Genomic DNA, 23,493 nt, shown 5'->3' on the forward strand with positions numbered 1-23,493 from the left:
CACATATTGAATAAATGAAAAACTGATTTTAGAAAAAGCGGCGAACTAAAAATTACGGGAAATCTCAATCCAGATAATAATGCCTTATCTGGTTTAATCCATGATCCAATTCATAAACCCAGGGTGTTGCCGTAGGGATCTCTAACTTGGTTACCTCCTCATCGGTAAGGCAGTCAATATATTTTATTAATGAACGCAGGCTATTGCCATGGGCTACCACAACTACCTTTTGGTTGCGGCGTATGGCATTTACGATGCTTTCATTCCAGAAGGGTAAAACCCGGTCCATGGTTTCGCTTAGGTTTTCGGTTAAGGGTAGTTCGCGGTCTGTTAAATCTTTGTAACGCAGGTCGTGCCCGGGAAAACGTGGATCTTCGCGGGTTATTGCGGCTGGATGTTCATTTGGGTCGCGCCGCCACTTTAGTACTTGTTCGGCCCCGTACTTGGCTACTGCTTCATCCTTATTCATTCCTTGCAGGGCGCCATAAAAACGCTCATTCAACCGCCATGATTTTTCAACCGGGATCCATAAGTGATCGAGTTCCTCCAACACAAAATGCATGGTTTTGATTGATCGTTTGAGGTATGATGTAAAACCGGCATCAAAGTTATAGCCGTTCTTTTTAAGTATCTCCCCTGCTTTTCGGGCCTGCAGGTAACCGTTTTCTGATAGATCAACGTCTTCCCAGCCGGTAAAACGATTTTCGAGGTTCCATATACTTTCGCCGTGGCGTATTAGTACTATTTTTTGCATAGGTTTTTACTTAACGCAAATGTAAGCCGCGAGTTGCAAATAAAATTGTAAAATATTTATAATTCAATTAGCTTGCGGTATAAACCAATTAAATACTAAACCAATTATGATTCCAACTACAACTATCCCTGTAAAGGATGGTATTGCCAACCCGGCCCCACTTGGGCTTTGCGCCTTTGGTATGACAACCGTTTTATTAAATATCCATAACGCAGGCTTTTTTGAAATGAATGGTATGATACTGGCCATGGGTATATTTTATGGCGGTATGGCCCAGGTTATTGCGGGTGTTATTGAAGCCAAAAAGAACAATATTTTTGGGTTAACAGCTTTTACTTCCTACGGCTTTTTCTGGCTATCATTAGTGGGGCTTATTGTGATGCCAAAATTAGGCTGGACAACACCAGCTTCAGAAGGCGCCATGTGCGCTTATTTAGGTGTATGGGGTATTTTTACGTTTCTGATGTTTTTTGGTACGCTAAAATTAAACAGGGCACTTCAATTTGTATTTGGATCATTAACCATATTGTTTCTTTTATTGGTGATAGGCGATGCTACAGGCAACCCTGCTATTAAGCACATTGCCGGTTACGAGGGTATAATTTGCGGAGCCTCGGCTATATATACAGGCATTGCCAATGTATTAAATGAAGTTTACGGGCGTGTAGTATTACCTATTGGCCCTGTAAAGGTTTAAAATAATGTTGCTAAATTGCGCAGGTGAAAGATTTTAAAAAATACTACAGCATACCGGCTACGCCCGATGAAATTTATACAGCCTTAACCAACCCAATTACCATTGAATTATGGACAGGCGAGGTTGCAGAAATGAGTACAGAGCCAGGCTCTGAGTTTTCCATGTGGGATGGCAGCATAACCGGTAAAAACCTGGAGTTTGAACCGGGTAAAAAGATTGTGCAACAATGGTACTTTGAAGGTAAATCTGATAACTCCATAGTAACCATTAAACTACACGCTGATAAAGAAGGAACATCTGCCGAATTAAGGCACACCAACATTCCTGATGAGGATTTTGATGACATAGCCGAAGGCTGGACATATAGTTACTTTGGCGGATTAATTGATTTTTTTGAAGGCGAATAAAGCCTTAGTACATACTCTGCCTGGATGACAGGTTATCAAAACAACAAAAGCCGCTTAACTCAAGCGGCTTTTGTTGTTTTAAGCGTAATTATTTGTAAGATGTTAAATGGCTACCGCAGGGTGCACAAACACCTTTGATTTAATTTCAGCGCCTGCTTTGCTAAGCGTAGCGGCTACCGAACAATATTTATTAAGTGATAACTCAACCGCACGGGCTGCCTTATCTTCATCAATATCGCCATATAAATGAAATTCAATGTCAATATCCTGCCAAAGTGAAGGTTCTTTACCTGCTTCACGTTCGCCGTTTACAACCATTTTATAATCCTTTACTTCCTGTCGTTGTTTTTTAAGTATGCTGATAACGTCAATTGCAGAACAACCTGCCAAACCCATTAAAAGCATTTGCATTGGGCGTATGCCAAAATCATCACCACCGCTTTCGGGGCTGCTATCCATTTTTACGGTGTGACCATTGGCATCTACAGCCTCAAAGCCGAAATCTTTATGCACACGTTTAAGTTCTATTGTAGACATAGTATTGTAGTTTATAATAATGCTAAGTTAAGTATAAAATTTAGTGTTGCTAATCAGCAGGGCATTATTTACGCTCTCATTACCAAAAAAATTCATATAAATTGCATCCTGTCTTTAACAGGGATCACCAATTTCAACCCCGACCATGTTTCGTCAACGGCGCAAACCTTTATATCCACCAGTCCAATTTCAAGTGCGAAATTTCTGATAATGTCTTCGGTAATATCAGTAACAACCTTTGATGCCTTCTTTGGCCAGGATACCCATATCATCCCCTCCGGTTTAATTTGCTTCATTAATTTGGGAAGCATGGTTAAAAATTCGTCTTGTTGTTTGGTAAAAAAATGGATCACATCTTTTTTAACATCACCTCCACCCACAAAATAAATATCTGCCGGCAAATCGGTAAACAATTGCAGGTAATTATCGGGCGCGTTAAGCAGCATTACTTTTGCTCCCGGTTTTATGCCCAGCTTTTTTGCCAATGGAGTGCCCGAGTAGCCTGCCATGTTATTTAATTTGTTTTAGGTGGTGTAATAAATGCTCAACGTAATCATTTGCCAGCCATTCAACAGTTTGCAGGTTAGGTTCCATTTTGCTGTTATCGCAGCGGGCAGTTAATCTTTCTGGTGGGTAGTTTTCCCAAACCCTGATAATTTGCCGGTTGAGTAAGCTCCACAGATCAAGCAGCTCATTAATGTCAGCCTTTTGATAATGCTGTGCCGCAACCCACTCCACCTGCGCATAAGTAAGCCTGAAATTTTCTTCGTAAGTACAACGCACAAAACGCTGTAGGTTTATTTGCGCGCTATCAATCAGGTGGCCTATGATTTCCTTTTTTGACCATTTATCGGGTGTTGATTTACTCTCCCAATCAACTTGTTGGTTTTTTATCTGCAGGAAATCATTGATCACATTGTTTAAAATTGCTGAGGTAGTAGTCATGATTATGCTTTGGAAATAAGTATTTAAAGATTGTTATTTCATATTAAAATACAAAACCATTAACTTCAAAGCCTTAAACATAGCTAATGGCCCTTAATTATATCTGGATAGCATTTTTCCTTATCGCTTTTGTTGTTGCCCTCGTTAAGCTTATATTTTTAGGCGATGTAGAAGCATTTAAATTATTGGTTGACGGCATCTTTAGTTCCTCAAAATCATCGGTGATGGATATTGCGCTGCCGCTGGTTGGTGCCATGGCTTTTTGGCTGGGCATTTTAAATGTTGGTGAAAAAGCAGGTGCCATAAATTTTCTTTCGCGCATTGTAGATCCATTTTTCAGTCGCCTGTTTCCCGAAGTTCCTAAAAAACATCCTGCAGTTGGGCAAATGCTCATGAATTTTTCGGCCAACCTATTAGGATTAGATAATGCCGCTACCCCACTTGGACTAAAAGCAATGGGAAGCTTACAGGAGTTAAACCCCGATAAAGATACCGCCTCAAACGCGCAGATCATGTTCCTGGTGCTACATACCTCGGGTTTGCAAATGTTACCGGTTACCATTATAGCCCAGCGTGCCATCCTTAATGCTAAAGATCCCGCCGATATATTTTTACCCTGTGTAATAGCAACTTATGTGGCTACTGTTGTGGGCTTATTGGTGGTGGCCGTTAAACAAAAAATCAACCTGTTTGATAGAGTAATTATCACGTGGCTTGGTGGGGTAACCGCCTTTATAACCCTGGTAGTTTGGTATTTCACCACGCACCTATCCAAAGACGAGATCAGCACCGTATCAAAAGTGGTGAGTAACTTTCTGTTGTTTGCCATTCCTGTTATTTTTATTGTTGGGGGATTGATCAAAAAAATCAATGTATTTGATGTTTTTGTTGAGGGTGCAAAAAGCGGATTCGAAACTTCGGTAAAAATTATCCCCTACCTGGTTGCCATGCTGGTGGGCATTAGCGTATTTCGCAGTTGCGGGGCTTTGGATTATATGAACGAAGGCTTACGCTGGGTTTGTACGAAAGCAAGTTTAAATACGCGCTTTGTAGATGCGATGCCGGTGGCCTATATGAAACCCTTAAGTGGATCAGGCTCAAAGGCGATGATGATAGATGTAATGAAAACTTTTGGCCCCGATAGTTTTGCCGGGCGATTGGGAAGCATATTCAATGGCTCGGCCGATACTACTTTTTATATTGTTGCGCTGTATTTTGGTACTGTAGGTATCAAAAAGTCAAGGTATGCTATCCCAGCCGGTTTAATTGCTGATGCGGCCGGTATTATAACTGCCATCTTCCTGGCTTATTTGTTTTTTGGATAGTATCATACTTTGTTTTACTGTTTTATTTAAGTTTACATATTGTAGTTTTATTATTAATAACAATCTTCATTGGTTTACCGTATAAACTGTTTTTATTTTTACACCCTGTATATTTAAAATCATATAACCTAAATTGATGGAGAAAATCTATCCAAAATCAAAACCTGAACTTTCCTACCTTAAAGACAAACAGCATAAAAAGAAAACGGCTATGACCGGCGTGTGGGTGCTGGTGGTTTTCGGAATTATTTTTACTGCAGTAATAGCAAAGTTTGCTACCTCAGGTGGCTCTTCGGATATTTTATCCTTCACAACATTTCCCAATAGCGATGATGCTTACCAGGTAGCAAAAGAATACATCAGTCCTACTGTAAAGGCTGGAAACCTGGTGTTTGCCGAAGATCGTTATCAATTTGCCAAAAAATCCGATTCGGTATTTGTTATTAAATCATATGTTACCTCAATTGATGAAAAGGGTGCGAAGATTAAAACCAATTTTCAGATCATATTAAAATATAATGGCGGCCCAAAAGGTGTTCAGGATAATTGGACTATGGTTGATATGAATGAAAATACTGACTGACCGGGTTAGTTAAAAAATGTTTTTCTCATCTAAATGATGAGTGTTTTTTAATTGTTTTATTGTTGGGTAGTCTTGTTTTCTATATATTTAGAGATAAAATAATGCTATAAAACAATATTTAAAAATCCTTAAAAAAAGTAAACGTTGTGGCAACCTTTAGTTGCTGAATACCGTGTTAACTGCAGATAAGGAAATTTAAAAAAGGTTGGAAGCCCGCATATATGGGAGAAGCAGAACTACAACAGTTAATTGCAGGCTGTTTACAGCATAACAGGAAGGACCAGAAAATGCTTTATAAGGCGTTTTATGGTTTTGCTATGAGTATATGCCTGCGATATGCCGGTAATAGGTATGAAGCTTCTGAGATCATGAACCAGGGGTTTTTAAAAGTGTTCACCAATTTGCAAAAATATGATACAGGCAGGCCCTTTATAGCCTGGGTAGGCCGTATCATGATGAATACATCGGTTGATTATTACAGGAGTAACCTGAAACTTTCACTCAATGATGATTTGGATGCTGCTGAAGATGTAGGACATAATGAATTACCTGACCAGAAATTAAATTACGACGACCTTATTGGGATGATACAGCAATTACCCAATGCTTACCGCACGGTGTTTAACCTGTTTGCGATTGAGGGTTTTTCGCACGAGGAGATAGCAACACAACTGGGTATTAGCACAGGTACATCAAAATCAAATCTGTTTAAAGCCAGAGAAAAATTAAAGAATATGGTAATTAATTCCAGACGGCTTCCGGATGCAAATTCCGGCGACTCACAACAAACCATTGTTGCAATAGGTGCGGTGAGTATCAGTATGTCTGTTTTGATTCAATTAATAATAAGATGAAAGAGAAATACGAAAATAAATTGGATCAATTATTCAAAGACGGGTTATCCGGCTCTGAGGATCGCTTTGCTTTTCGTGAGGAGGATTGGGAATCAATGGAAGCATTGCTGGATAACAAATCCGGCAAAAAGAAAGTATTGTTTCGCATAATTTATTATGCATCGGGTATTGCTGCATTATTACTGCTTGCTATCGGCTTATATTTATATACCAATAACGATAAAACAGATCCAACAAAAACGAATTTACACAGCAAAAACACTAAAAATCATACCCAAAAGGATGGCTTACAAAGTGGCGATCCGGTTAAAGTGCCTGCGGCTAAGCTACCTGGTCAGGAGGAAAGCTTGGGTAGTAACAGTACTCAAAATCAATCGCTTGATCCATCGAATCATCCTAACACAGGTAAACATCCGTTTAGCCCATTTTCTGGTATAATACCATCAACGGGTTACAATGCTTTGGCGGTAGATACCAATGCTGCCCGTAGCAATAATTTAATGAGCAGGAGTAAAAAAGATACTATTACTGATAAAGTTAATAATTTGATTGCTAATAATGCATTACCAAATAACAAAACACAAAACGTAAATGTGGCGGCTCCCGATACCATAACAGAAAAAAATGCGGTGCCGGATGCAAAAAAGCAAATGGCGGCTATAAATACGCAGGGTAAAAACGGCAGTGCCGATACGATAACGGATAAAAATGCAGTACAAGAGACAAAAAAACAAATAGCCGCTATTAAAGCATCTGCCATAAAAAACCGGCCGCAGTTTGCAATTAGTATACTGGCGGCATCTGATGCTAACGCTGTTAATTCATTTAATCGCAGCCAGGCGGGTACTAATTATGGAATGCAGTTTTCGGTACGCTTAACAAAGAAATTATTTATAAGCACCGGTGCATCTTATGCTATTAAGCCGTATTCAACCAATTATGACAGCTATAACTCGGCATCCTACAATCCATCTGTAATACCTACCAAAATACAGGCAAATTGCAAGGTTCTTGATGTTCCTTTAAATATTAGTTATCAACTATATTCGAGGGGAAGCAATGCTATCGCCCTGGGTACCGGTTTATCCTCCTATTTTATGTTGAAGGAAAATTACAGGTTTGATTATTCGGCCGAAAGCGGCTGGAAGCCTTATAACCTGGAGATCAAAAATCAAAATACTCACCTGTTTAGTGTGCTTAATATTAATGCAAATTATCAGCGCAAAATAAACTCAAAATTCAGCGCGGTAATCCAACCGTATATGAAGCTGCCACTTACAGGCATTGGCAATGGCAGGGTCGACCTAAAATCAACAGGTATTGCACTTGGTGTAAACTGGAATTTAAATTCGGTATTAGGGCCTAAATAACGTACGGATGTATTTAAATAATAAACGGGATCATTTAATCCCGTTTATTATTTAACCAAACTTAATGATCTACCTTTAGCCAGCCGGTTATACTCATCCTTGATTTTTGCGTGCATAAAACTTCATGTAAAAGTTCGTTGCTTTTAAAAAACACTGTTCTTCCGTTTTCGGGGCTGATGTTTTGGTAAGTATTGTTTTGATGAATACACAGCTCGCCCCCATCAGCAGCTTGCCAATCAGTATTTAGATACATGATCATGGAGTATTTTCGGCTATCGTTATTCTGAAACTGATCAAGATGCTTTTTATAAAAAGACCCCTTTTGGTATAATGTGTAATGGAATTCGTAGCCGGTAATGCCGGTATAGCATGTTTGGTTTAAATAGCCTACAAAGTTATCCATCAGATCGAAAAAAACATTCTCACAAGGCGTATCGTGCTTACGGTCGAGCCAGTAAATGCTGTCACCCCGTACTAATTGATTATTAACCACTATACGATCATTACCAATACCGGCAGAAAGGAGTTGGTTTTGCTGAAAAAGCGATATAAGATTTTGTTTTAGATCAGCAGCCAGTGTATCACTTAAAAAGTGATCGGCAATGCCCACCTTATTGTTTATATAACTATCAATAAGGCAATTAAAGGTATCTTCCAATAAATGGTGGTTTAGCATGTTACCTGGCAAATACCGGCATGTTGCTAAAGGTAACCTTTTAAAGCGCTATTTGGCCAAAGCAATTATATCTTTTCCTTCAATCACTCTTTTAGGATATGGCTGATTTACAATGTGTATCATGGCAGCGGCAAGCTCCTTTAGTGTACAAAATCCATTGGGGTAAAGCGCACGGCCAATGGGGAATAGCCAGTTTATATATTTGTAATAGCTATGTGTATTTGATAGGCCTTCTATAGGTTTAATAAAACCCGGTCGTAAAGCATACACCTGTTTAAAGGGTAGTTTCATCAGGTCGTTTTCGGTTTTGCCTTTTACTGCGGCCCAGCCATTGCCTTTTTCCTTACTATCGGTACCCGCTCCTGATATATAGCAAAAAGTCATATCTGGATTTAGTTTTGCCAATGTTTCGGCCACATGCATGGTGAGTGTATAGGTAAGTTCATAATATTCATCGGCTTTTTTGCCAACAGAGGTTACACCCAAACAAAAGAAACAAGCGTTATACCCGGTAAGCTTATCGCTAATTGCTGACAGATCAAAGAAATCGGCATGGATGATCTCCTTTAGTTTGGGGTGAGAAACTCCGGAGGGTTTCCTGTTAATTACTAAAACCTGCTCAACGTCGGGATTTTGCAAACACTCATGCATTACCCCCTCGCCTACCATCCCGGTTGCTCCGGTAACAATTGCTTTTATTCCAGTTTTCATATGTAAAAGTATCTATATAAAATGGAGTGTTTAGGTTGATTAACTGATATTAACTAAAATAAGTTTTTGGCACTATGGGCAACCTTTTGCGTAAAATCAGCGATATAATTAATAGATACGTGTTGCTTGATTTGCCAGGCACAGCTAAAAATTTAACCGCATGACTTCTATTTCTGTTGTTATTATCACCAAAAATGAGGCTGAGATGTTGGCCAAAAGTATGCCCATACTAAAGCAGATCACCGATGATATTATTGTAATAGATAACGGCAGCACGGATGGTACGCTAAAAATAGCGGCTCAAAACGGATGCAGGGCTTATCATAAAAACTGGGATGGTTATGGCGCTAATAAAAACAAAGGAATTCAACTGGCCCTTAACAATTGGATACTGAGTATTGATGCCGATGAAATACCGGATGAAACGCTTATAAGATCAATAAAAGCATTGAATTTTGACGATGAGAAAGTAGTTTATGATATTGATTATAAAGCTTATTACGGCAACAAACTCATCCGTTTTGGTAATTGGGGGCGAGATCATCATATCCGCATTTTTAACCGGACCCAGGTAAAATGGGCCGAGCCCACAGTGCATGAAACTTTAATCCTCCCAAAAGAGGCTGTGGTGAAAAAATTGAAAGGTCACATTCAGCATTACTCAGTGAAAAATGAGCAGGAGCATGAAGCAAAAACAATTCATTATGCACAGCTTAGCGCTATTAAATATTTAAAGTGCGGCAAAAAGGCAGGTTTTATGAAAATGTACCTTGCGCCTTTATTTCATTTTGTAAAAATCTATTTATTTTTTTTAGGATTTTTGGATGGCAAAGAAGGTTTTAAAATTGCAAAAATGGCATTTAAAAATACAAGGTTAAAATATCACTATCTTAGTGAAGCTTCGCAAACCATAAGGCAAAAAAAATTGTATAAGCCGGCCAGGCAGGTTATGCCTTACAAGTTTAAAGCCAATACGCGTGTTGAATAAACCGGTTAGCCGTTCATGAAAAATAAGCTGGTACACAATCTTTCGGCAAATACATTGCAGCTTGTCATAAACCAGTTGTTCGGCTTATTTATATTTTACATCCTTTCGGTAAATCTTGATAAAAACAGCTTTGGCCAGGTTAACCTGGCCCTTGCCGTGCTGTTATCCGCATTTAATATTCTCTCTTTTGGTATTGATCAGGTTGTCATCAAAAAAGTAGCCCATGGAGATGATGCTCAAGCTGTATTATCACTTTACGTATTCCATGTAATTTTAACTGGTGCATTCTTTTATGCGATATTGTTAATCGGTAAAATGTTTTTTGTGCAAGACGGGGATTTATACAGGCTGATACTACTGATAGGTATTGGTAAGTTGATGATGTTCTTTTCCACACCGTTAAAACAGGTAACCAGCGGTATGGAACGCTTTAAGTTGTTATCATCCATGTTAGTGGTGTCGAACATAATTAGGGGTGCCGGATTAATTATATTGGCATTATTACACCTTGTTAGCATCACTTTCATAATTGGGGTTTTTATAGCCGGGGATACGATAGAATTACTGGTAAGCATTTATCTTTTCAGGGAATACATCAACGTACCGGTATTTGCACGGTGGAATAAAACAGCATACTTATTGTTGTTACGAGAATCGTTACCGCAGGTGGGTGTGGTACTCATCACATCGGCTTTGGCGCGGTTTGATTGGTTGTTTATCGGGTTCATGGTATCGGCAGTAAAGCTTGCCGAATATAGCTTTGCATATAAAGTATTTGAGATCTCCACTTTACCTTTGCTTGCGATAGCACCCTTATTAATTCCCAAATTCACCAAATTGTTTAAAAGCGGGAATTCCCGTCCGGCGGATCTGATGCTGCTGATCAGGATAGAACTCGTTATAGCCGTATTTACGGGCTTGCTGCTAAATTTATGTTGGAATCCTGTGATTGATATCCTTACTAATGGAAAATACGGAGCTGTTAATACCCATACAATATTTATCCTCTCTCTTTGCATGCCCCTTTTATATTTTAATAATTTTTTGTGGACCATATCATTCGTGCAAAACAGGCTAAAAATGATCTTCCATTCATTCCTTATTACTTTTGGTGTGAATGTAATTGGCGATATGGTATTAATACCTATTTATAAAAACGAGGGGGCCGCCATTGCCTTTTTACTGGCATGCCTGGTACAGTCTGTTTTCTATAGCTCAAAAAATCAAAGCTTCGGATTTAAGGGCGCTTTTACTTCCTTGATTATTTGTACCGGTTGCGCGTTAATAAGTGTTTTTTTAGCAAGGTTTTTATTTCAAAATTTGTGGGTGGCAGGCGCTCTTTCAGTTATGTTTTATTTTGTTTCCCTGCTTATTACCATGCAACTAAGGGTTGATGACCGTAAAAGCTTAATTAGGATTTTAAATAGCTAAATAAAGCGTTTTCAAGGTTTATACAGGCAACCAATCCCATTTTGAGGTCGTAATGACTTTAAGAAAACCCAGGGAAATGTTGATTGACAAAGCGATTTTTTATTTTAATGAGAAGATAAAAAACAAGGTGGATTTAAAGCTACTTGCCTTTTTGCTTTTGTTTTTAAATGTAAAGTTGGGCATTAAAATCCCGGTCATCATCCTGTTTACTTTACTGCAATTCAATTTTAAATTCGGTTTCAGTTTTAAAAACTCCCGTTTACCAATTTTTTATCCTTTGGTTATAGCCATAGCTGTTTTCAATTGGCTTATTGGTAATAACTACGCTAATCTTAACTATACAGTGGTGCTTTTAACGGGCATCGGTTTTTGGATTGTTTGTATCCTGGCCATTCACCAGGTTAAACTGGCAGTTGAGCAAAATGATCCGGCAGTGATTCATCAAACCATTATTGTGTTTTTCATTATAAACGCGCTGTTTTCTGTAGGCAACCTCGCTGTTATATTTTTAGATACGCATGCCATTAATCCCTATACCTACCAGGCCCAGCTTCAGAAATACTTCATTAACACCGGCGATTATGTAAGGGGGATCACCTTTGATACTTCAACTACCAATGCTGTGTTGAATGCTGCCGGTGTAATATATTTCCTGGTTCGTAAAAATGCGCTCATGCTTTTTGTTTGTATGGCTACCCTCCTGCTTACCGGCAGTAACTTTATCAATATTGTCATCCTGCTGATATTTTTGCTGGTATTTGCTTTCAGGAGCAATCGCTATCAAAAAAGCCTGATCGTAGTTTGCCTCGTTTTCCTGGGTGTTTTTATGGCGAAAATATCCCCGCAAAACAACAACTACGCTACAGATACGGTAAAGATTTTGCTTCATAAAGATGTATCCGCAGCAAAGCCCTCGATATGGGCAAACGTACAAATCAGATTTAGACCAGATAGCGTACTGAACGCTGATGAGCGCAGGCAAAAGATAGCTAAAATATTTATGGATAGCGTTTACACTGTAAAGCATCTACATGATAAAGCGATCACAAACGCCGAGAGCAAGGTTTATGTAGTAGATGGTGGCCGTATTGCCATTAAAGGACCTGATATTAATTCGGCCTCCTATCAAAGCAGTAAACAAACGCCCCCCGAACAAGAAAAACTCGTTCAATTTATAGATGCACATAAAAAGGAGCTGCCAATTTCAGGTAAAGAAGCTCCGGAGTCAACTCCAACTATGCCCGGCAAGATTAAAGGTTTTTTACAAACTGCCTTTTTTTTGCAAAAACATTTAAACAATACAATTACTGGTATTGGCATGGGGAATTTCTCATCCAAACTGGCATTTCGGGCTACCGGGCTTGGTTTTGCAGGCGGCTATCCGCATAAATTTGTTTATATCAATCATGATTTTATGGTGAATCATCTTGATGTGTACCTTAATTATTTTAGCAAAAGGGCTGGTTTGCATTCACTAACCAATAGTCCTTTTTCTGTTTACGATCAACTACTCGCCGAATATGGATTGATTGGCATTGCAGGGTTTTTCATTTACTACCTGGGCTTTTTTGCCAAACATCACAGCGTGTTAACTTATGGTTTGCCCATTTTGCTTTTAATGCTGGCTGTTTTTTTCATAGAATACTGGATTGAACAACTATCAGTGGTGGTGTTTTTTGAACTGTTGCTTTTGCTTAATATAAAAGAAAACTCAACCCTTAAACCGTTAACAAATGAATTTTGATATTCCCAAAATAACGGTTTTGATGCCGGCTTATAATGCAGAGAAATATATTGGTGACGCCATTGAATCTGTATTGAGGCAAACTTTTGCTGATTTTGAGTTACTGATAGTTAACGACGGATCGACAGATGATACGGTTGAGGTGATTGGGGCATTTAATGACCCCCGTATTGTGGTTATATATCAGGACAATAAAGGTATAGCCAATGCCTTAAATTATGGTTTAAAATATGCCCGTGCACCGTTTATTGCCCGTTTTGATGCCGATGATATTTGCTACCCCGAAAGGTTGCAGCTGCAATATGACTTTATGGTAGCCAATCCCGAATACAGCGTTATGGGTTCGGCGGCAGATTATATTGATATGGATGGGCATTTTCTATTTACACATAAACCTCCGGCATTTAATAATGAGGAGATCCAGCAGCTTAAATATTCGGTTTGCCCATTCATCCATTCCTGCGTTTTTTACAAAAAAGATATGGTTATCAGTAAGGGTGGCTATAATGAGCATGCTTATACCTTTGAAGATCATTTTTTATGGGTAAATATCCTTAAAGATCAAAAGGCTTGTAATCTTGCTCAACCACTTATTAAAGTGAGGCTCAACCCTGAATCTGTTACTATTGATGAAAAGTGGAGGCCGCGCAAATTCAGGCATATTAAATATACTACTCTTAAAAACCGCGCTATAAGTATCAGCGAGGGTAACTTGCTGGCTAAGATTGGCGAAAAACAATATTCAGCTAAAATTAAGCAGGGTTCTTATTATGCGCTTTGTGGTAAAAAACTATTGCTCAATAATTTTCAGCCACAAAAGGCCCGTTTATATGCCGCAAGAGCCATCAGCATATCTCCGCTTAGGTTAGATAACTACCTGTTGTATACGGTTAGTTATTTTCCAGCGGGGATGATCTCCTGGTTGCACAAATTCATTTCGGGAGGGCCAGCGTTATGAAAGTAGCATTTATAACCCGGTCTACATTGTACACCGCCCCTGGTGGTGATACTGTTCAGGTTGTTCAAACTGCCCGTCACCTCACATTTATGGGCATCACTGCCGAAATAAAACTGGCAAATGAGCATATCAATTACAACAGTTATGATCTGCTGCATTTTTTTAACCTCAGTCGCCCCGCCGATATTTTATACCACAGCTATAAGGCCGAAAAGCCTTTTGTTGTGTCAACTATCCTTTGCAACTACAGTGAATATGATCAGCAACATCGCAAAGGCTTAGGCAGGCTGCTCAGGTACCTACCGGCTGATGGCGTTGAATATGTTAAAACAATGGCAAGATTCCTGCTCGGCCGTGATGGCATGGCCAGCATGTCGTACACATGGAAGGGGCAGCGTAAAAGCATCATGGATATTTTACGCCGTACGGCTATGATCCTGCCAAATTCAAATTCAGAATATCAGCGTGTGTTGAACAATTATCCGGGCGAAGTAAAGCATATGGTAATACCAAACGGTACAGATCAGCATTTATTTAAATATGATGAATCTGTAATTAAAGATGATAAACAGGTTATTTGTGCCGCGCGAATAGAAGGAATTAAAAACCAGTTGAACCTCATTAAAGCATTAAATAACACCGCGTACCACCTGCTGCTTATCGGGGGCCATGCGCCAAACCAGGCGGCATATTACCGTGAATGCCGGGATATAGCTGCTGATAATATTGAATTTGTTGACCAGGTACCCCAGCATCAGCTGGTAAAATACTATGCCCGCGCCAGGGTACATGTATTACCCAGCTGGTTTGAAACCACGGGCTTAAGTTCAATAGAAGCTGCGCTGATGGCTTGTAATGTAGTTATTAGTGATAAGGGTGATGTAAGGGAATATTTTGGTAATGATGCTTTTTATTGCGACCCTGCTTCACCACAAAGTATATTCAATGCAATAGAAAAGGCAAGTCAATCACCCGTTAATAAACATTTGAGAAATAAGATTCTTGAAAAATATACATGGAAACACGCCGCAACACAAACGCTAAAAGCATATCAATCTGTATTATAACATGAAACTACGCATAGCAATATTAGGAACCAGGGGCATACCGAATTACTACGGAGGGTTTGAGCATATATCAGAATATGTATCTGCCGGCCTGGTAAAACATGGCCACGCTGTAACTGTTTATAATTCGCACAACCACCCCTATTCAAAGGATAACTGGAATGGTGTGGAGATAAGGCACTGTTATGATCCTGAATACCTTATAGGTACTGCCGGTCAGTTTATTTATGATATGAACTGCCTGCTTGATGCCCGCAAAAGAAATTTTGATGTGGTAATGCTCATGGGGTATACCAGCAGCTCGGTTTGGGGGCCGCTTTATCCTAAAAACAGTACTATTATTTCCAATATGGATGGCATGGAGTGGAAAAGATCAAAATATTCCAGGGCCGTACAAAAATTTCTGAAATATGCAGAAAAACTGGCGGTGCAATACAGTCAGTACTATGTTGCCGATTCGATGGTGATAAAATCATACCTAAAGGATAAGTACAACATTGATAGTAAGTATATTCCATATGGCGCAGATATTTTCACTGATATTGAACGCGAGCAATATCATTTTACAGAAGCTGTTAAAGAAGACTACTTTTTGCTGATGGCACGCATGGAGCCTGAAAACAATATCGAAACCATATTAGAGGGTTTTAATAAAAGTAACTCCACTAAAAGTTTTAAAGTTTTGGGGAATACCGATAACCGATTTGGAAAATTCATCACCAATAGATTTGCCAATGATGAACGGATCCAATTCAAAGGGGCCATTTTTGATACGCCTAAAGTTAGATCGTTGCAAAACAACTCCTACCTGTATTTCCATGGGCATAGCGTTGGTGGTACAAACCCTTCTCTTTTAGAAGCCATGGCCAGTGAAGCCTTAATAGCCGCGCACAACAACCCTTTCAATAAATCAGTATTAAATAAGGATGCGTTTTATTTTTCAAATGCTGCAGAGGTAACCCAACTGGTGGAGAATGTTCAACGGAAGGATCTGGAAAAAAATATGGTAATGAATAACCTACGCAAAATAAAATACCAGTTTAACTGGGAGCGGGTTATTGATCAATACGAAGAATTTATTGTAGAGAGCTATAAACGTAAAAACTATGAAGCAATTGTTGCTGATATGCGATACCAACGCTAATAAGATAAGTTACTTTCACATCATGTTGCTGATGGCAAGCCTGCCGTTTGATAGGTTTTACAGCCATATTATATTGATTAGCTTTATAATTCATACACTTATCTACTTTAAAAAAGGAACGCTGGTATCGGTCTTTACTGTAAAAACGGCAGTATTACAATCGGTATTCTTAGTATCGCTGATTGCTACGGTTTATTCCCTTTACCGCTCCCAGGCTATTAACGAGTTAACATTACGCTTGCCTGCTTTGTTGTTTCCTGTTGTGTTTGCTCTTAATACCCTCGATTTTAAAAAATACAGATCAAATTTATTGCTGGCATTTGGCCTTGTTTGTACAGCAACCACAATTTATTTATATGTCGATGCCCTTATAACCATCAGATACTATCATTTACCCATAAAAACAATATTATCAGCTGCATTTACCAATCATAACTTCTCGGAACCAATTGATATGCATGCCACCTTTTTTTCCCTTCAGCTGGTAATAGGGTTGGTATATTTATTAACCCTGCTGTTTAAACCCTTAGCGTCATCATTAAAGTTGCTTTATGGCGTCTGTTGCTTTATACTGTTATGTGGTATTATTCAATTAAGTTCAAAATCTATATTGGCAGTGTTGTTCCTGATTGTTAACCTGGCACTTCCATATTGCCTGTTCCTGGGCAAAAAAAGGCTCACATTTATGTTAGTAGGGCTCGCTTTGTCAACTTTGGCCTTTGTTATAGTTTTAAATGGAAAATCGTTCAATGAACGGTATATAACCAGTTTAAAAGATGATTTTGCTGTTGCCAGACCAGGCGAAAGTACCGATCCCCGCCTGGCCCGTTGGCATGTGGTAGTCGAACTAATAAAGCAACGGCCGTTAATGGGTTATGGTTCGGGCTCAGAAGTTTCCTTACTGCATGATGAATTTTTTAAGGCTAAAATGTACAGTTCGTTTCTTGCAGGTTTAAATTCCCATAATCAATACCTCAGTTTTATAATGAAGTCGGGCGTTTGGGGTTTGCTTGTCTATTTGCTTACACTGGGCTACGGATTTAAAATGGCCTTTAAAAAAAAGGACCTGGTTTTTATCAGTTTTATGCTGGTAATAGCTATCGTATCCTTATCCGAAAACGTGCTGGATGCGGACAAGGGTGTTATGTTTTACAGCTTTTTCTTTGCTTTTTTCTTATTTTCCGATAGCTCAGAAAAATCATCCCTCGCCGGCAAAAACAAATCACATGAAAATTCAAACGAGATAGCAACCAACCGTTTAACAGTTACGTCATACTAATATATATGCAGATCAGGTCCGCTTTTAGTCAAAATTTAACCATCAATAAAGTGTCAGAAATTAAAAAGAACATATTGGCTACCCTGGCCTATTTTGATGCGTTTAATTATCCACTCACCCGCGAGGAAGTTTGCCTGTTTTTGCCCGTAAAATATGAGTGGAAAACGTTTGATGAAGCATTGGCTTGTTTAGTGGGCGGCCGGTTAATATTTCGTTTTGATAAATATTATAGCCTTAAAAATGATCAATACCTGGTACAGCGTCGCAACAAGGGAAACCAAAAAGCCTTTGAGATGATAAAAACCGCTTATAAAGTTGGGAACCTTCTAATTAGGTTTCCTTATGTGCGTGGGATTGCCATTTCCGGCTCTCTCTCAAAAAATTATGCGGATGATGCATCTGATATTGATCTCTTTATTATTACGGCCCCTAATCGTCTCTGGATAGCACGTACGTTGATGCATTGTTTCAAAAAATTAACTTTTTTGGTTAATAGGCAACATTGCTTTTGCATGAATTATTATATTGACGAATGCGAGCCTGAAATTGCAGAAAAAAATATTTATACCGCCACAGAAGTAGTAACACTAATACCCATACAAGGCGATACTACGTTTGCTGATTTTTTTACTGCAAACGCCTGGACACTCAAATATCTGCCTAATCATATCATGAGGGTATCAACGGCTAAAGCATTAAAAAAGAATATTTTAAAAAGTTTATTTGAGGTATTACTGAATAATAAAGTTGGCGACAGCCTGGATGATAAATTGATGAAAATTACCGCCGATAGATGGAATCTTAAAACGCAGCAAAAAAGAGTAAACAATCATGGCACCGTATTGGCAATGGTAACTGGCAAACATTTTGCCAAACCAGATCCCGCAAACTTCCAGTTTAAATTGATTAGCCGCTTTGAAGCTAAAGTTGCACAACTATTAGAAGAAAATCAACACAGTGTGGCTAATTGATCTACTTAATTAACAGCTGAATTATCTGGCAATATTGGATGATTTTCTTAACCCTTCATTTTAGAAATAACCAGGCCCGAAACTACCAGTAATGTACCTGCAATAGCGTAAATGGTAATGCTTTCGCAAAGTATCAGGTATCCAAAAGCATATCCAAATACAGGTGTAACATACAGCCAGGTACCGGCTGTAACAGCATCCTGCCCTACCAGGTGGAGCCATAGTTGATTGGCTATAAATGAAAGTACAACGATTAACCAAAAGAGAGACAGAAACAGGTTAAGATCAACATGCTGGATGTGATTTTGATGAAACAAGGGACAAAAAGGTAAAAGTATTATCCCTCCTACAAATACCTGCCAGATGTTAAAGGATACATTTGGTAACGAAATATTTAAAGTTGAAAAATAAACGCTGCTTGATGCATAGGCCAGTACATAGATGGTCAACAATAAGATGCCTATAGGTTTTATACTGGCATTAGGCAATGCTGTTGCAGAAGCAAGTACCAGGCCGGTAAAGGCAATAAGCATGCCCACAACTTCAAATCGTGTAAGCTTTCGCTTTAAAATTAATGATGAAAACAAAGCGATTAATAATGGAGCTACTGCAATAAACAGCATACTAATACCCGCCGAGGCGTAACGTTGGGCAGCAAAAAAAGATCCCAGCGTTAAGGTAGTGCATAAAAAGCCGTAAATAAATATGCTTTTCCATTCGTGTTTTAAAGGCCAGAAACGTTCCTTCCTGAATAAACCAAAGTACGGGCCAAAAAACAATCCGGTTGCTATAAATCTTATACTGGCCAACATCAGGGCATCTGCAGAGTGTATTCCTAACTTAACAGCAACAGACCCTGTAGCCCAAAGCATGCTAAACAATAAACCAGGAATAATTTTTTTAAACATGGGCGTGGCGATTTGCCCGGCAAAGTTATTTTTTCAAGGCTTATAATGGTCATTTATTTTTTCTCCAATGAAATAATAAAGTAATCGCCAATATGCTTCCAAGGCCATGTGCTTTTTAATTTGTCTTCTTTATTCTTCAGGAATTTATAAGTTTTAGGATGCTTTTCTGCAAAGCCTTCTATATATGAAGGAGGCACTATCGTACATAAACCTTCCAATTTTAACACTTTAAATGAATTTTGTAAAGTGTTTATAATAAATGAGTTGCTATAATAAAAGCATTTGAAATAAGCACCTTCAACATGTGCTAATCGTCCCTCGCTGCTAAATAAACGCCTAAATGCGGTTTTAAATTTTCCCTTAAAAATTAACAATGTTTCCCATAAACAAAATGGTGTAATGATAACCATCGTTACTTTTCCTCCGGGCTTTAAAAGAGCATCAAATGATAATAAAACCTTATCCAGTTCACCGGTACAATTTAAACCGCCGAAATTGGAGAAAATATGATCATATGGCCCTTTTTGATTTAATTGATTAAGTTGGGTAAATGAGCAGGTTTCAAAGCTGATATTGTCCCGATAAGGTGCGGATTTTCGCTCCAATATGTTTTGCATCCCTGTTGATATATCAGTGGCATGTACGTAATGACCTTGCTTAGCAAAAAACAGGGCATCCTCACCCGTGCCGCTGTTAAGCTCGAGTATCCTGCTGCCGGGCTTTAAATATTGTAATACATGATCCCTTACCCTTGCTCTCTTATAATTAATAATGGCATTGTTTGAGTAAATCTCGTCAAATACAGCTGACTGCCTGCTGAAGGCATCAGAAGCATTTGCCTCATTATCTATAAAGGTGACTTCACTCATATCGCTTTTTCCAATTTGCTTAATTTAAACCCGGCTATCAGGGTGGCTGGGGCATGGTATATCAATGAAACCGCTTTCCTAATCCGTTTTATATTGGGGTTAAGTGGATTTTTAAACAGCTTGATAAGATTATATTTTGCCAGGTGGGCATGATAGTTCTGATGCACATATTTATGTAACTGCTTGTAATAGGCCGGACTAAAAGTATTACTAAACATCAGCGCCATCTCGTCAGAATCTGTCCAGTTGGTTTTTTGCTGCATGTTGGCTTTTACCTTTTCATAAAATAATGTACCGGGCAGTGGGTATGATACCGATATGCCTATCTCATACGGTAACAGATCGTTAATCATGTTGATGGTAAGCGCAATATCTTCCTTTGTTTCGCCGGGATAGCCAAACTGTATAAAAAAAGATGGTTTTATCCCATGTTTTTTCATCAGTTGTGTTGCTGCAGAGATCTGGTCAATGGTAGTGCCTTTATCCATGGCGTCCAATATTTTTTGCGAACCGCTTTCTGCCCCTATCCAAACATTATCGCAGCCAGAGGCTGCCAGCGCGCTTACATTTTCATCATCCAAAAGCAAGTCAGCACGGGATTGAAGTTTGTATTTGAACTGTAAGCCCTCCTGTTGAACAAGTTTGGCAAACTCATTAACCCAACCTGGTTTCAATCCAAAAATATCATCACAGAACCATATGTGATCCATGTTGAACATGTTCTTCAATAGTTTCAGTTCGGTTATCACGTTCTCTGGGCTGCGTGAATTGTACCGGTTGCCATAAATGGGCTTGGCGCACCAGTTACATTTAAAGGGGCATCCGCGCGTGGTACCAATGTTCATGGAAAAATACCCAGCATGTTTTACCCAGCTTTCCTTATAAGGAGTAATATCAATCAAATCCCAGGCTGGTAAAGGCAATGCATCCAGGTTTTTTAATACAGGGCGGGCAACGGTTTTAAATGCAGCATCGTTTTTTAAATAAGCAAGTCCCGGTATTTGTGAAAAATCATCTTCTCCAGTCTTAATCGCATTTGTTAGCTCAAGAAGGGTTTGTTCGGCTTCGCCAATTATTACAAAGTCGGCACCTTCCTGCAAATATTCTTTATATCTATCGGTGGAGTCTGAGCTTGAAACTATTACCGTGCAGCCGCGGTCTTTTGCCAGTTTACACATTTTAAAAGCAGCCTCCCGCATATTGGTAAGGCACATTTTGGTGAGGTAATTGAACCCATCATCATAAATTACAAAAAAGCCCGGTTTGATTTGTTCAATCACAGGTATAATCTCTTCTGCCGTGTGCGAAAACATGTTATCAAAAAACGAAACTTCGTAACTGTTCATCCGCATATTTGAGGCTGCATACAATGTTCCCAAAGGGGCATATGGTTGCCCCATGGCCCATTGCTTTGGGTCGAACCGCAAAAAATAGGAATGCGTAAACAATATGTTATTTAACTGGTCCATAAAATTAAGATAGATGTGTTAATGGCGACAGATTAAGTGAGCACACGCATTTTACACAGGTCGGATTTGTTGAAGTATTTAATGATTTGCGAAACGCGATAGCATCCGGGCTATTCAATATATTGATTAACGATGTGTCGCGGATATTTCCCATCGATTCTAAAAAAAAGCATGGCCTAACCGTTCCATCGGCTTCTACAACGGTAGATACCCAAGGGGCGTTGCATTTTTTAAAAGGGAATTCATTTAGGCCATAAAACGCTGCATAATAATGATATATATCCTGTATCTTTTCTTTACTTTCAGCAATGAAGCCGTTGTGGAATTCATGGTTAAACTCGGTAAATAAATAGCTGATCACTTCGCAAAGCTCGGGCAGTTCTTTTTCCGATATCAGGATCTCGTTCTGCTTAGGTTCGGCCCAGGCTTGCTGGCGGTTAAAAGCGTGGCTGCTAACATCGGCAGGTAAAAAGCTTACCTGGTTAAGTCCCATTTTTTTGGCCTCGGTTATGATGGCCGCCCAATTGCGATAATTGAGGCGATGGATTACCGTACGGCCTGTAATTCGATATGCAGGGTTTAGCTTCTTAATATACTCCACGCCCTCTTTTAGTTTTTTAAAGGCATTGGGGATGTTCCTGATGGCATCATGCAGTGGTTCATCACCATCAATAGATACAATTACCTCGCTAACGTATTTTAAAATATCATCGGCATTGCTTTTTATAGATAAGCCGGTAGTGAGCAATACAACACTAATCCCCATATCTTTCAAAATTTTGCATAATGTGAAAAAGTTTTTATTGAGTAAAGCTTCTCCGCCCGACATCAGCACTTGCGTGGTTCCTAATGATTTAAGTGACTCTAACAAGCCGCTGATATCTTCGGCCGTAAGCTGCTTTAAGTTTTTATTGTCTTTCCATATATCACACATTACACAACGGCAATTACAGGCGCTGTGCGGCATCAATATTACAATTGGCAATGCCAATATCCTGTGTGTTTGCAGGGTGCGGTAACGCTTAAACGTTTGCAATATGGTTTGCCCGCTCATATTCAGGGTTTTAATATTATCCAGTAAAAAATGTTTTTTTTGGTCAACCTGTTCCATAATGTTGTTGGATCGATCATCGTTTTGTGCTTAAGCTCCAACACTTGTTTTAAGGGGTGATGATAGTAATAGTGAGACATTTGCGGAAAGCCCAGAGAATCATAATAAACAAAACTTCTTTTAGCAGCCATTTCTAATTCGTTTGTATGATAAAAAGGAGTGTCAAGTACGTGCACCCGCCCTGTTTTACTTAACAAAGAAAAAGCATCAGCTATGGTATCTTTTATAGACGGGAAATATTGTATTGATGCTGCAAATATGATCACATCAAATTTTACAGGTTCGTTGAAAGTATTGTTATCAAATGAACCGTGAATAAATTTCAGGTTGGGCTTTTTTTTAAATACGCGTTGTGCCTGTTCAATTTCTACCCGGTTAGGATCAAGCCCGGTTACCTGGGCATTATGGATATTGGCAAGCTTTGAAGAAAGCCAGCCATTACCGCAACCAACTTCCAGTATATGAAGTGGCTTTTGCCTTTCTTTAAGATAAGTGATCAGCTGTTCTGACGATTGCTTTCTCTTTTTCCATTCTTTGTAATACCTATGCCCTTTATCTATATTGGGTAAGCGGGCTACCTCTTTATCGTTATACAACCTACCCTCTTTATCACGAACAGCAATATACATCTCCTCAAATGCTTCCTGGGCGGCTTGGGATATATCGGGGGCAATATTATTTACGTTGGTCTTCAA

Annotated in this window: 25 protein-coding genes; 14 read left to right on the forward strand and 11 right to left on the reverse strand. The window is 39.1% G+C overall.

Annotated features, from left to right (window positions below; genetic code table 11):
- Positions 1 to 64: 64 nt before the first annotated feature.
- Positions 65 to 754, reverse strand: coding sequence for a 2,3-diphosphoglycerate-dependent phosphoglycerate mutase (gene gpmA, locus AC1D0K_RS00700; RefSeq protein ID WP_477443052.1), 690 nt, complete (start codon positions 752 to 754; stop codon positions 65 to 67).
- A gap of 106 nt (positions 755 to 860) precedes the next feature.
- Here gpmA and AC1D0K_RS00705 point away from each other — a divergent pair, with 106 nt between their 5' ends.
- Both AC1D0K_RS00705 and AC1D0K_RS00710 read left to right on the forward strand, forming a co-directional pair.
- Positions 861 to 1,451: an acetate uptake transporter gene (locus AC1D0K_RS00705; protein ID WP_295718574.1), complete on the forward strand. Its 591-nt coding sequence runs from the start codon at positions 861 to 863 to the stop codon at positions 1,449 to 1,451.
- A 23-nt stretch (positions 1,452 to 1,474) separates the two neighbouring features.
- Positions 1,475 to 1,858: an SRPBCC domain-containing protein gene (locus AC1D0K_RS00710; RefSeq protein WP_295718577.1), complete on the forward strand. Its 384-nt coding sequence runs from the start codon at positions 1,475 to 1,477 to the stop codon at positions 1,856 to 1,858.
- Positions 1,859 to 1,960: 102 nt separating this feature from the next.
- Here AC1D0K_RS00710 and AC1D0K_RS00715 read toward each other — a convergent pair whose 3' ends face one another.
- The 3 genes from AC1D0K_RS00715 to AC1D0K_RS00725 form a co-directional block, all read right to left on the reverse strand.
- The gene (locus AC1D0K_RS00715) at positions 1,961 to 2,395 is read right to left on the reverse strand and encodes an OsmC family protein (protein WP_295718579.1); all 435 of its coding nucleotides are present in this window, start codon (positions 2,393 to 2,395) and stop codon (positions 1,961 to 1,963) included.
- A 92-nt stretch (positions 2,396 to 2,487) separates the two neighbouring features.
- Positions 2,488 to 2,904 (reverse strand): DUF3052 family protein, encoded by a 417-nt coding sequence (locus AC1D0K_RS00720; RefSeq protein ID WP_477394674.1) that lies wholly within the window; start codon positions 2,902 to 2,904, stop codon positions 2,488 to 2,490.
- 1 nt (position 2,905) lies between these two features.
- Positions 2,906 to 3,340 (reverse strand): DinB family protein, encoded by a 435-nt coding sequence (locus tag AC1D0K_RS00725; protein ID WP_477394676.1) that lies wholly within the window; start codon positions 3,338 to 3,340, stop codon positions 2,906 to 2,908.
- 86 nt (positions 3,341 to 3,426) lie between these two features.
- Here AC1D0K_RS00725 and AC1D0K_RS00730 point away from each other — a divergent pair, with 86 nt between their 5' ends.
- The 4 genes from AC1D0K_RS00730 (at position 3,427) to AC1D0K_RS00745 (ending at position 7,472) form a co-directional block, all read left to right on the forward strand.
- On the forward strand, positions 3,427 to 4,665 hold the full coding sequence (locus tag AC1D0K_RS00730) for a nucleoside recognition domain-containing protein (RefSeq protein ID WP_477394678.1): 1,239 nt from the start codon (positions 3,427 to 3,429) through the stop codon (positions 4,663 to 4,665).
- 136 nt (positions 4,666 to 4,801) lie between these two features.
- On the forward strand, positions 4,802 to 5,248 hold the full coding sequence (locus AC1D0K_RS00735) for a hypothetical protein (RefSeq protein ID WP_477394680.1): 447 nt from the start codon (positions 4,802 to 4,804) through the stop codon (positions 5,246 to 5,248).
- Positions 5,249 to 5,469: 221 nt separating this feature from the next.
- The gene (locus tag AC1D0K_RS00740; protein WP_295718611.1) at positions 5,470 to 6,102 is read left to right on the forward strand and encodes an RNA polymerase sigma factor; all 633 of its coding nucleotides are present in this window, start codon (positions 5,470 to 5,472) and stop codon (positions 6,100 to 6,102) included.
- Positions 6,099 to 7,472 (forward strand): hypothetical protein, encoded by a 1,374-nt coding sequence (locus tag AC1D0K_RS00745; protein WP_477394684.1) that lies wholly within the window; start codon positions 6,099 to 6,101, stop codon positions 7,470 to 7,472. Before AC1D0K_RS00740 ends, AC1D0K_RS00745 begins: the two co-directional genes overlap by 4 nt.
- Positions 7,473 to 7,533: 61 nt before the next feature.
- On the opposite strand, the gene AC1D0K_RS00750 is transcribed toward AC1D0K_RS00745, so the two are convergent.
- Positions 7,534 to 8,130, reverse strand: a complete 597-nt coding sequence (locus AC1D0K_RS00750; protein WP_477394686.1) for a 2OG-Fe(II) oxygenase — start codon at positions 8,128 to 8,130, stop codon at positions 7,534 to 7,536.
- Between the two features lie 66 nt (positions 8,131 to 8,196).
- Positions 8,197 to 8,859: an NAD-dependent epimerase/dehydratase family protein gene (locus tag AC1D0K_RS00755; RefSeq protein WP_477394688.1), complete on the reverse strand. Its 663-nt coding sequence runs from the start codon at positions 8,857 to 8,859 to the stop codon at positions 8,197 to 8,199.
- Between the two features lie 160 nt (positions 8,860 to 9,019).
- Between AC1D0K_RS00755 and AC1D0K_RS00760 the strand changes: the two genes are divergently transcribed.
- From AC1D0K_RS00760 to AC1D0K_RS00795, 8 genes are read left to right on the forward strand one after another with little or no spacing between them, the layout of a single operon-like run.
- A complete protein-coding gene (locus AC1D0K_RS00760; protein WP_295718621.1) occupies positions 9,020 to 9,847 on the forward strand; it encodes a glycosyltransferase family 2 protein in 828 nt (275 codons plus the stop codon).
- Between the two features lie 15 nt (positions 9,848 to 9,862).
- A complete protein-coding gene (locus AC1D0K_RS00765) occupies positions 9,863 to 11,278 on the forward strand; it encodes an oligosaccharide flippase family protein (protein WP_477394690.1) in 1,416 nt (471 codons plus the stop codon).
- Between the two features lie 52 nt (positions 11,279 to 11,330).
- Positions 11,331 to 13,022: a hypothetical protein gene (locus AC1D0K_RS00770; protein WP_477394692.1), complete on the forward strand. Its 1,692-nt coding sequence runs from the start codon at positions 11,331 to 11,333 to the stop codon at positions 13,020 to 13,022.
- Positions 13,012 to 13,980: a glycosyltransferase family 2 protein gene (locus tag AC1D0K_RS00775; protein ID WP_477394694.1), complete on the forward strand. Its 969-nt coding sequence runs from the start codon at positions 13,012 to 13,014 to the stop codon at positions 13,978 to 13,980. Before AC1D0K_RS00770 ends, AC1D0K_RS00775 begins: the two co-directional genes overlap by 11 nt.
- Entirely contained in the window at positions 13,977 to 15,047 is a 1,071-nt protein-coding gene (locus tag AC1D0K_RS00780; protein ID WP_477394696.1) for a glycosyltransferase family 4 protein, read from the forward strand. Before AC1D0K_RS00775 ends, AC1D0K_RS00780 begins: the two co-directional genes overlap by 4 nt.
- Position 15,048: 1 nt before the next feature.
- Entirely contained in the window at positions 15,049 to 16,191 is a 1,143-nt protein-coding gene (locus tag AC1D0K_RS00785) for a DUF1972 domain-containing protein (RefSeq protein WP_477394698.1), read from the forward strand.
- Entirely contained in the window at positions 16,154 to 17,470 is a 1,317-nt protein-coding gene (locus AC1D0K_RS00790; RefSeq protein ID WP_477394700.1) for an O-antigen ligase family protein, read from the forward strand. The genes AC1D0K_RS00785 and AC1D0K_RS00790 overlap by 38 nt, the downstream gene beginning before the upstream one ends.
- Before the next feature lie 5 nt (positions 17,471 to 17,475).
- The gene (locus AC1D0K_RS00795) at positions 17,476 to 18,441 is read left to right on the forward strand and encodes a hypothetical protein (RefSeq protein ID WP_295718634.1); all 966 of its coding nucleotides are present in this window, start codon (positions 17,476 to 17,478) and stop codon (positions 18,439 to 18,441) included.
- Positions 18,442 to 18,488: 47 nt separating this feature from the next.
- Here the strand turns inward: AC1D0K_RS00795 and AC1D0K_RS00800 are convergent, their stop codons facing one another.
- From AC1D0K_RS00800 to AC1D0K_RS00820, 5 genes are read right to left on the reverse strand one after another with little or no spacing between them, the layout of a single operon-like run.
- The gene (locus tag AC1D0K_RS00800; protein WP_477394702.1) at positions 18,489 to 19,349 is read right to left on the reverse strand and encodes a DMT family transporter; all 861 of its coding nucleotides are present in this window, start codon (positions 19,347 to 19,349) and stop codon (positions 18,489 to 18,491) included.
- Between the two features lie 53 nt (positions 19,350 to 19,402).
- Positions 19,403 to 20,218, reverse strand: coding sequence for a class I SAM-dependent methyltransferase (locus tag AC1D0K_RS00805; RefSeq protein WP_477394704.1), 816 nt, complete (start codon positions 20,216 to 20,218; stop codon positions 19,403 to 19,405).
- On the reverse strand, positions 20,215 to 21,687 hold the full coding sequence (locus AC1D0K_RS00810) for a B12-binding domain-containing radical SAM protein (RefSeq protein WP_477394706.1): 1,473 nt from the start codon (positions 21,685 to 21,687) through the stop codon (positions 20,215 to 20,217). The genes AC1D0K_RS00805 and AC1D0K_RS00810 overlap by 4 nt, the downstream gene beginning before the upstream one ends.
- A 4-nt stretch (positions 21,688 to 21,691) precedes the next feature.
- Complete coding sequence (locus tag AC1D0K_RS00815) at positions 21,692 to 22,798, reverse strand: radical SAM protein (protein ID WP_477394708.1); 1,107 nt, start codon at positions 22,796 to 22,798, stop codon at positions 21,692 to 21,694.
- Positions 22,744 to 23,493: a class I SAM-dependent methyltransferase gene (locus AC1D0K_RS00820; protein WP_477394710.1), complete on the reverse strand. Its 750-nt coding sequence runs from the start codon at positions 23,491 to 23,493 to the stop codon at positions 22,744 to 22,746. The genes AC1D0K_RS00815 and AC1D0K_RS00820 overlap by 55 nt, the downstream gene beginning before the upstream one ends.

It is taken from the genome of Mucilaginibacter sp. P1_A3, from assembly GCF_056406855.1.

Coding starts and splice junctions, on each gene's coding strand:
- AC1D0K_RS00800 (WP_477394702.1), bottom strand. CDS start 19,349: ATGTTTAAAAAAATTATTCCTGGTTTATTGTTTAGCATGCTTTGGGCT.
- AC1D0K_RS00810 (WP_477394706.1), bottom strand. CDS start 21,687: ATGGACCAGTTAAATAACATATTGTTTACGCATTCCTATTTTTTGCGG.
- AC1D0K_RS00780 (WP_477394696.1), top strand. CDS start 13,977: ATGAAAGTAGCATTTATAACCCGGTCTACATTGTACACCGCCCCTGGT.
- AC1D0K_RS00720 (WP_477394674.1), bottom strand. CDS start 2,904: ATGGCAGGCTACTCGGGCACTCCATTGGCAAAAAAGCTGGGCATAAAA.
- AC1D0K_RS00760 (WP_295718621.1), top strand. CDS start 9,020: ATGACTTCTATTTCTGTTGTTATTATCACCAAAAATGAGGCTGAGATG.
- gpmA (WP_477443052.1), bottom strand. CDS start 754: ATGCAAAAAATAGTACTAATACGCCACGGCGAAAGTATATGGAACCTC.
- AC1D0K_RS00725 (WP_477394676.1), bottom strand. CDS start 3,340: ATGACTACTACCTCAGCAATTTTAAACAATGTGATCAATGATTTCCTG.
- AC1D0K_RS00745 (WP_477394684.1), top strand. CDS start 6,099: ATGAAAGAGAAATACGAAAATAAATTGGATCAATTATTCAAAGACGGG.
- AC1D0K_RS00740 (WP_295718611.1), top strand. CDS start 5,470: ATGGGAGAAGCAGAACTACAACAGTTAATTGCAGGCTGTTTACAGCAT.
- AC1D0K_RS00730 (WP_477394678.1), top strand. CDS start 3,427: ATGGCCCTTAATTATATCTGGATAGCATTTTTCCTTATCGCTTTTGTT.
- AC1D0K_RS00765 (WP_477394690.1), top strand. CDS start 9,863: ATGAAAAATAAGCTGGTACACAATCTTTCGGCAAATACATTGCAGCTT.
- AC1D0K_RS00785 (WP_477394698.1), top strand. CDS start 15,049: ATGAAACTACGCATAGCAATATTAGGAACCAGGGGCATACCGAATTAC.
- AC1D0K_RS00795 (WP_295718634.1), top strand. CDS start 17,476: ATGCAGATCAGGTCCGCTTTTAGTCAAAATTTAACCATCAATAAAGTG.
- AC1D0K_RS00755 (WP_477394688.1), bottom strand. CDS start 8,859: ATGAAAACTGGAATAAAAGCAATTGTTACCGGAGCAACCGGGATGGTA.
- AC1D0K_RS00705 (WP_295718574.1), top strand. CDS start 861: ATGATTCCAACTACAACTATCCCTGTAAAGGATGGTATTGCCAACCCG.
- AC1D0K_RS00715 (WP_295718579.1), bottom strand. CDS start 2,395: ATGTCTACAATAGAACTTAAACGTGTGCATAAAGATTTCGGCTTTGAG.
- AC1D0K_RS00770 (WP_477394692.1), top strand. CDS start 11,331: ATGACTTTAAGAAAACCCAGGGAAATGTTGATTGACAAAGCGATTTTT.
- AC1D0K_RS00735 (WP_477394680.1), top strand. CDS start 4,802: ATGGAGAAAATCTATCCAAAATCAAAACCTGAACTTTCCTACCTTAAA.
- AC1D0K_RS00790 (WP_477394700.1), top strand. CDS start 16,154: ATGAAGCAATTGTTGCTGATATGCGATACCAACGCTAATAAGATAAGT.
- AC1D0K_RS00815 (WP_477394708.1), bottom strand. CDS start 22,798: ATGGAACAGGTTGACCAAAAAAAACATTTTTTACTGGATAATATTAAA.
- AC1D0K_RS00805 (WP_477394704.1), bottom strand. CDS start 20,218: ATGAGTGAAGTCACCTTTATAGATAATGAGGCAAATGCTTCTGATGCC.
- AC1D0K_RS00775 (WP_477394694.1), top strand. CDS start 13,012: ATGAATTTTGATATTCCCAAAATAACGGTTTTGATGCCGGCTTATAAT.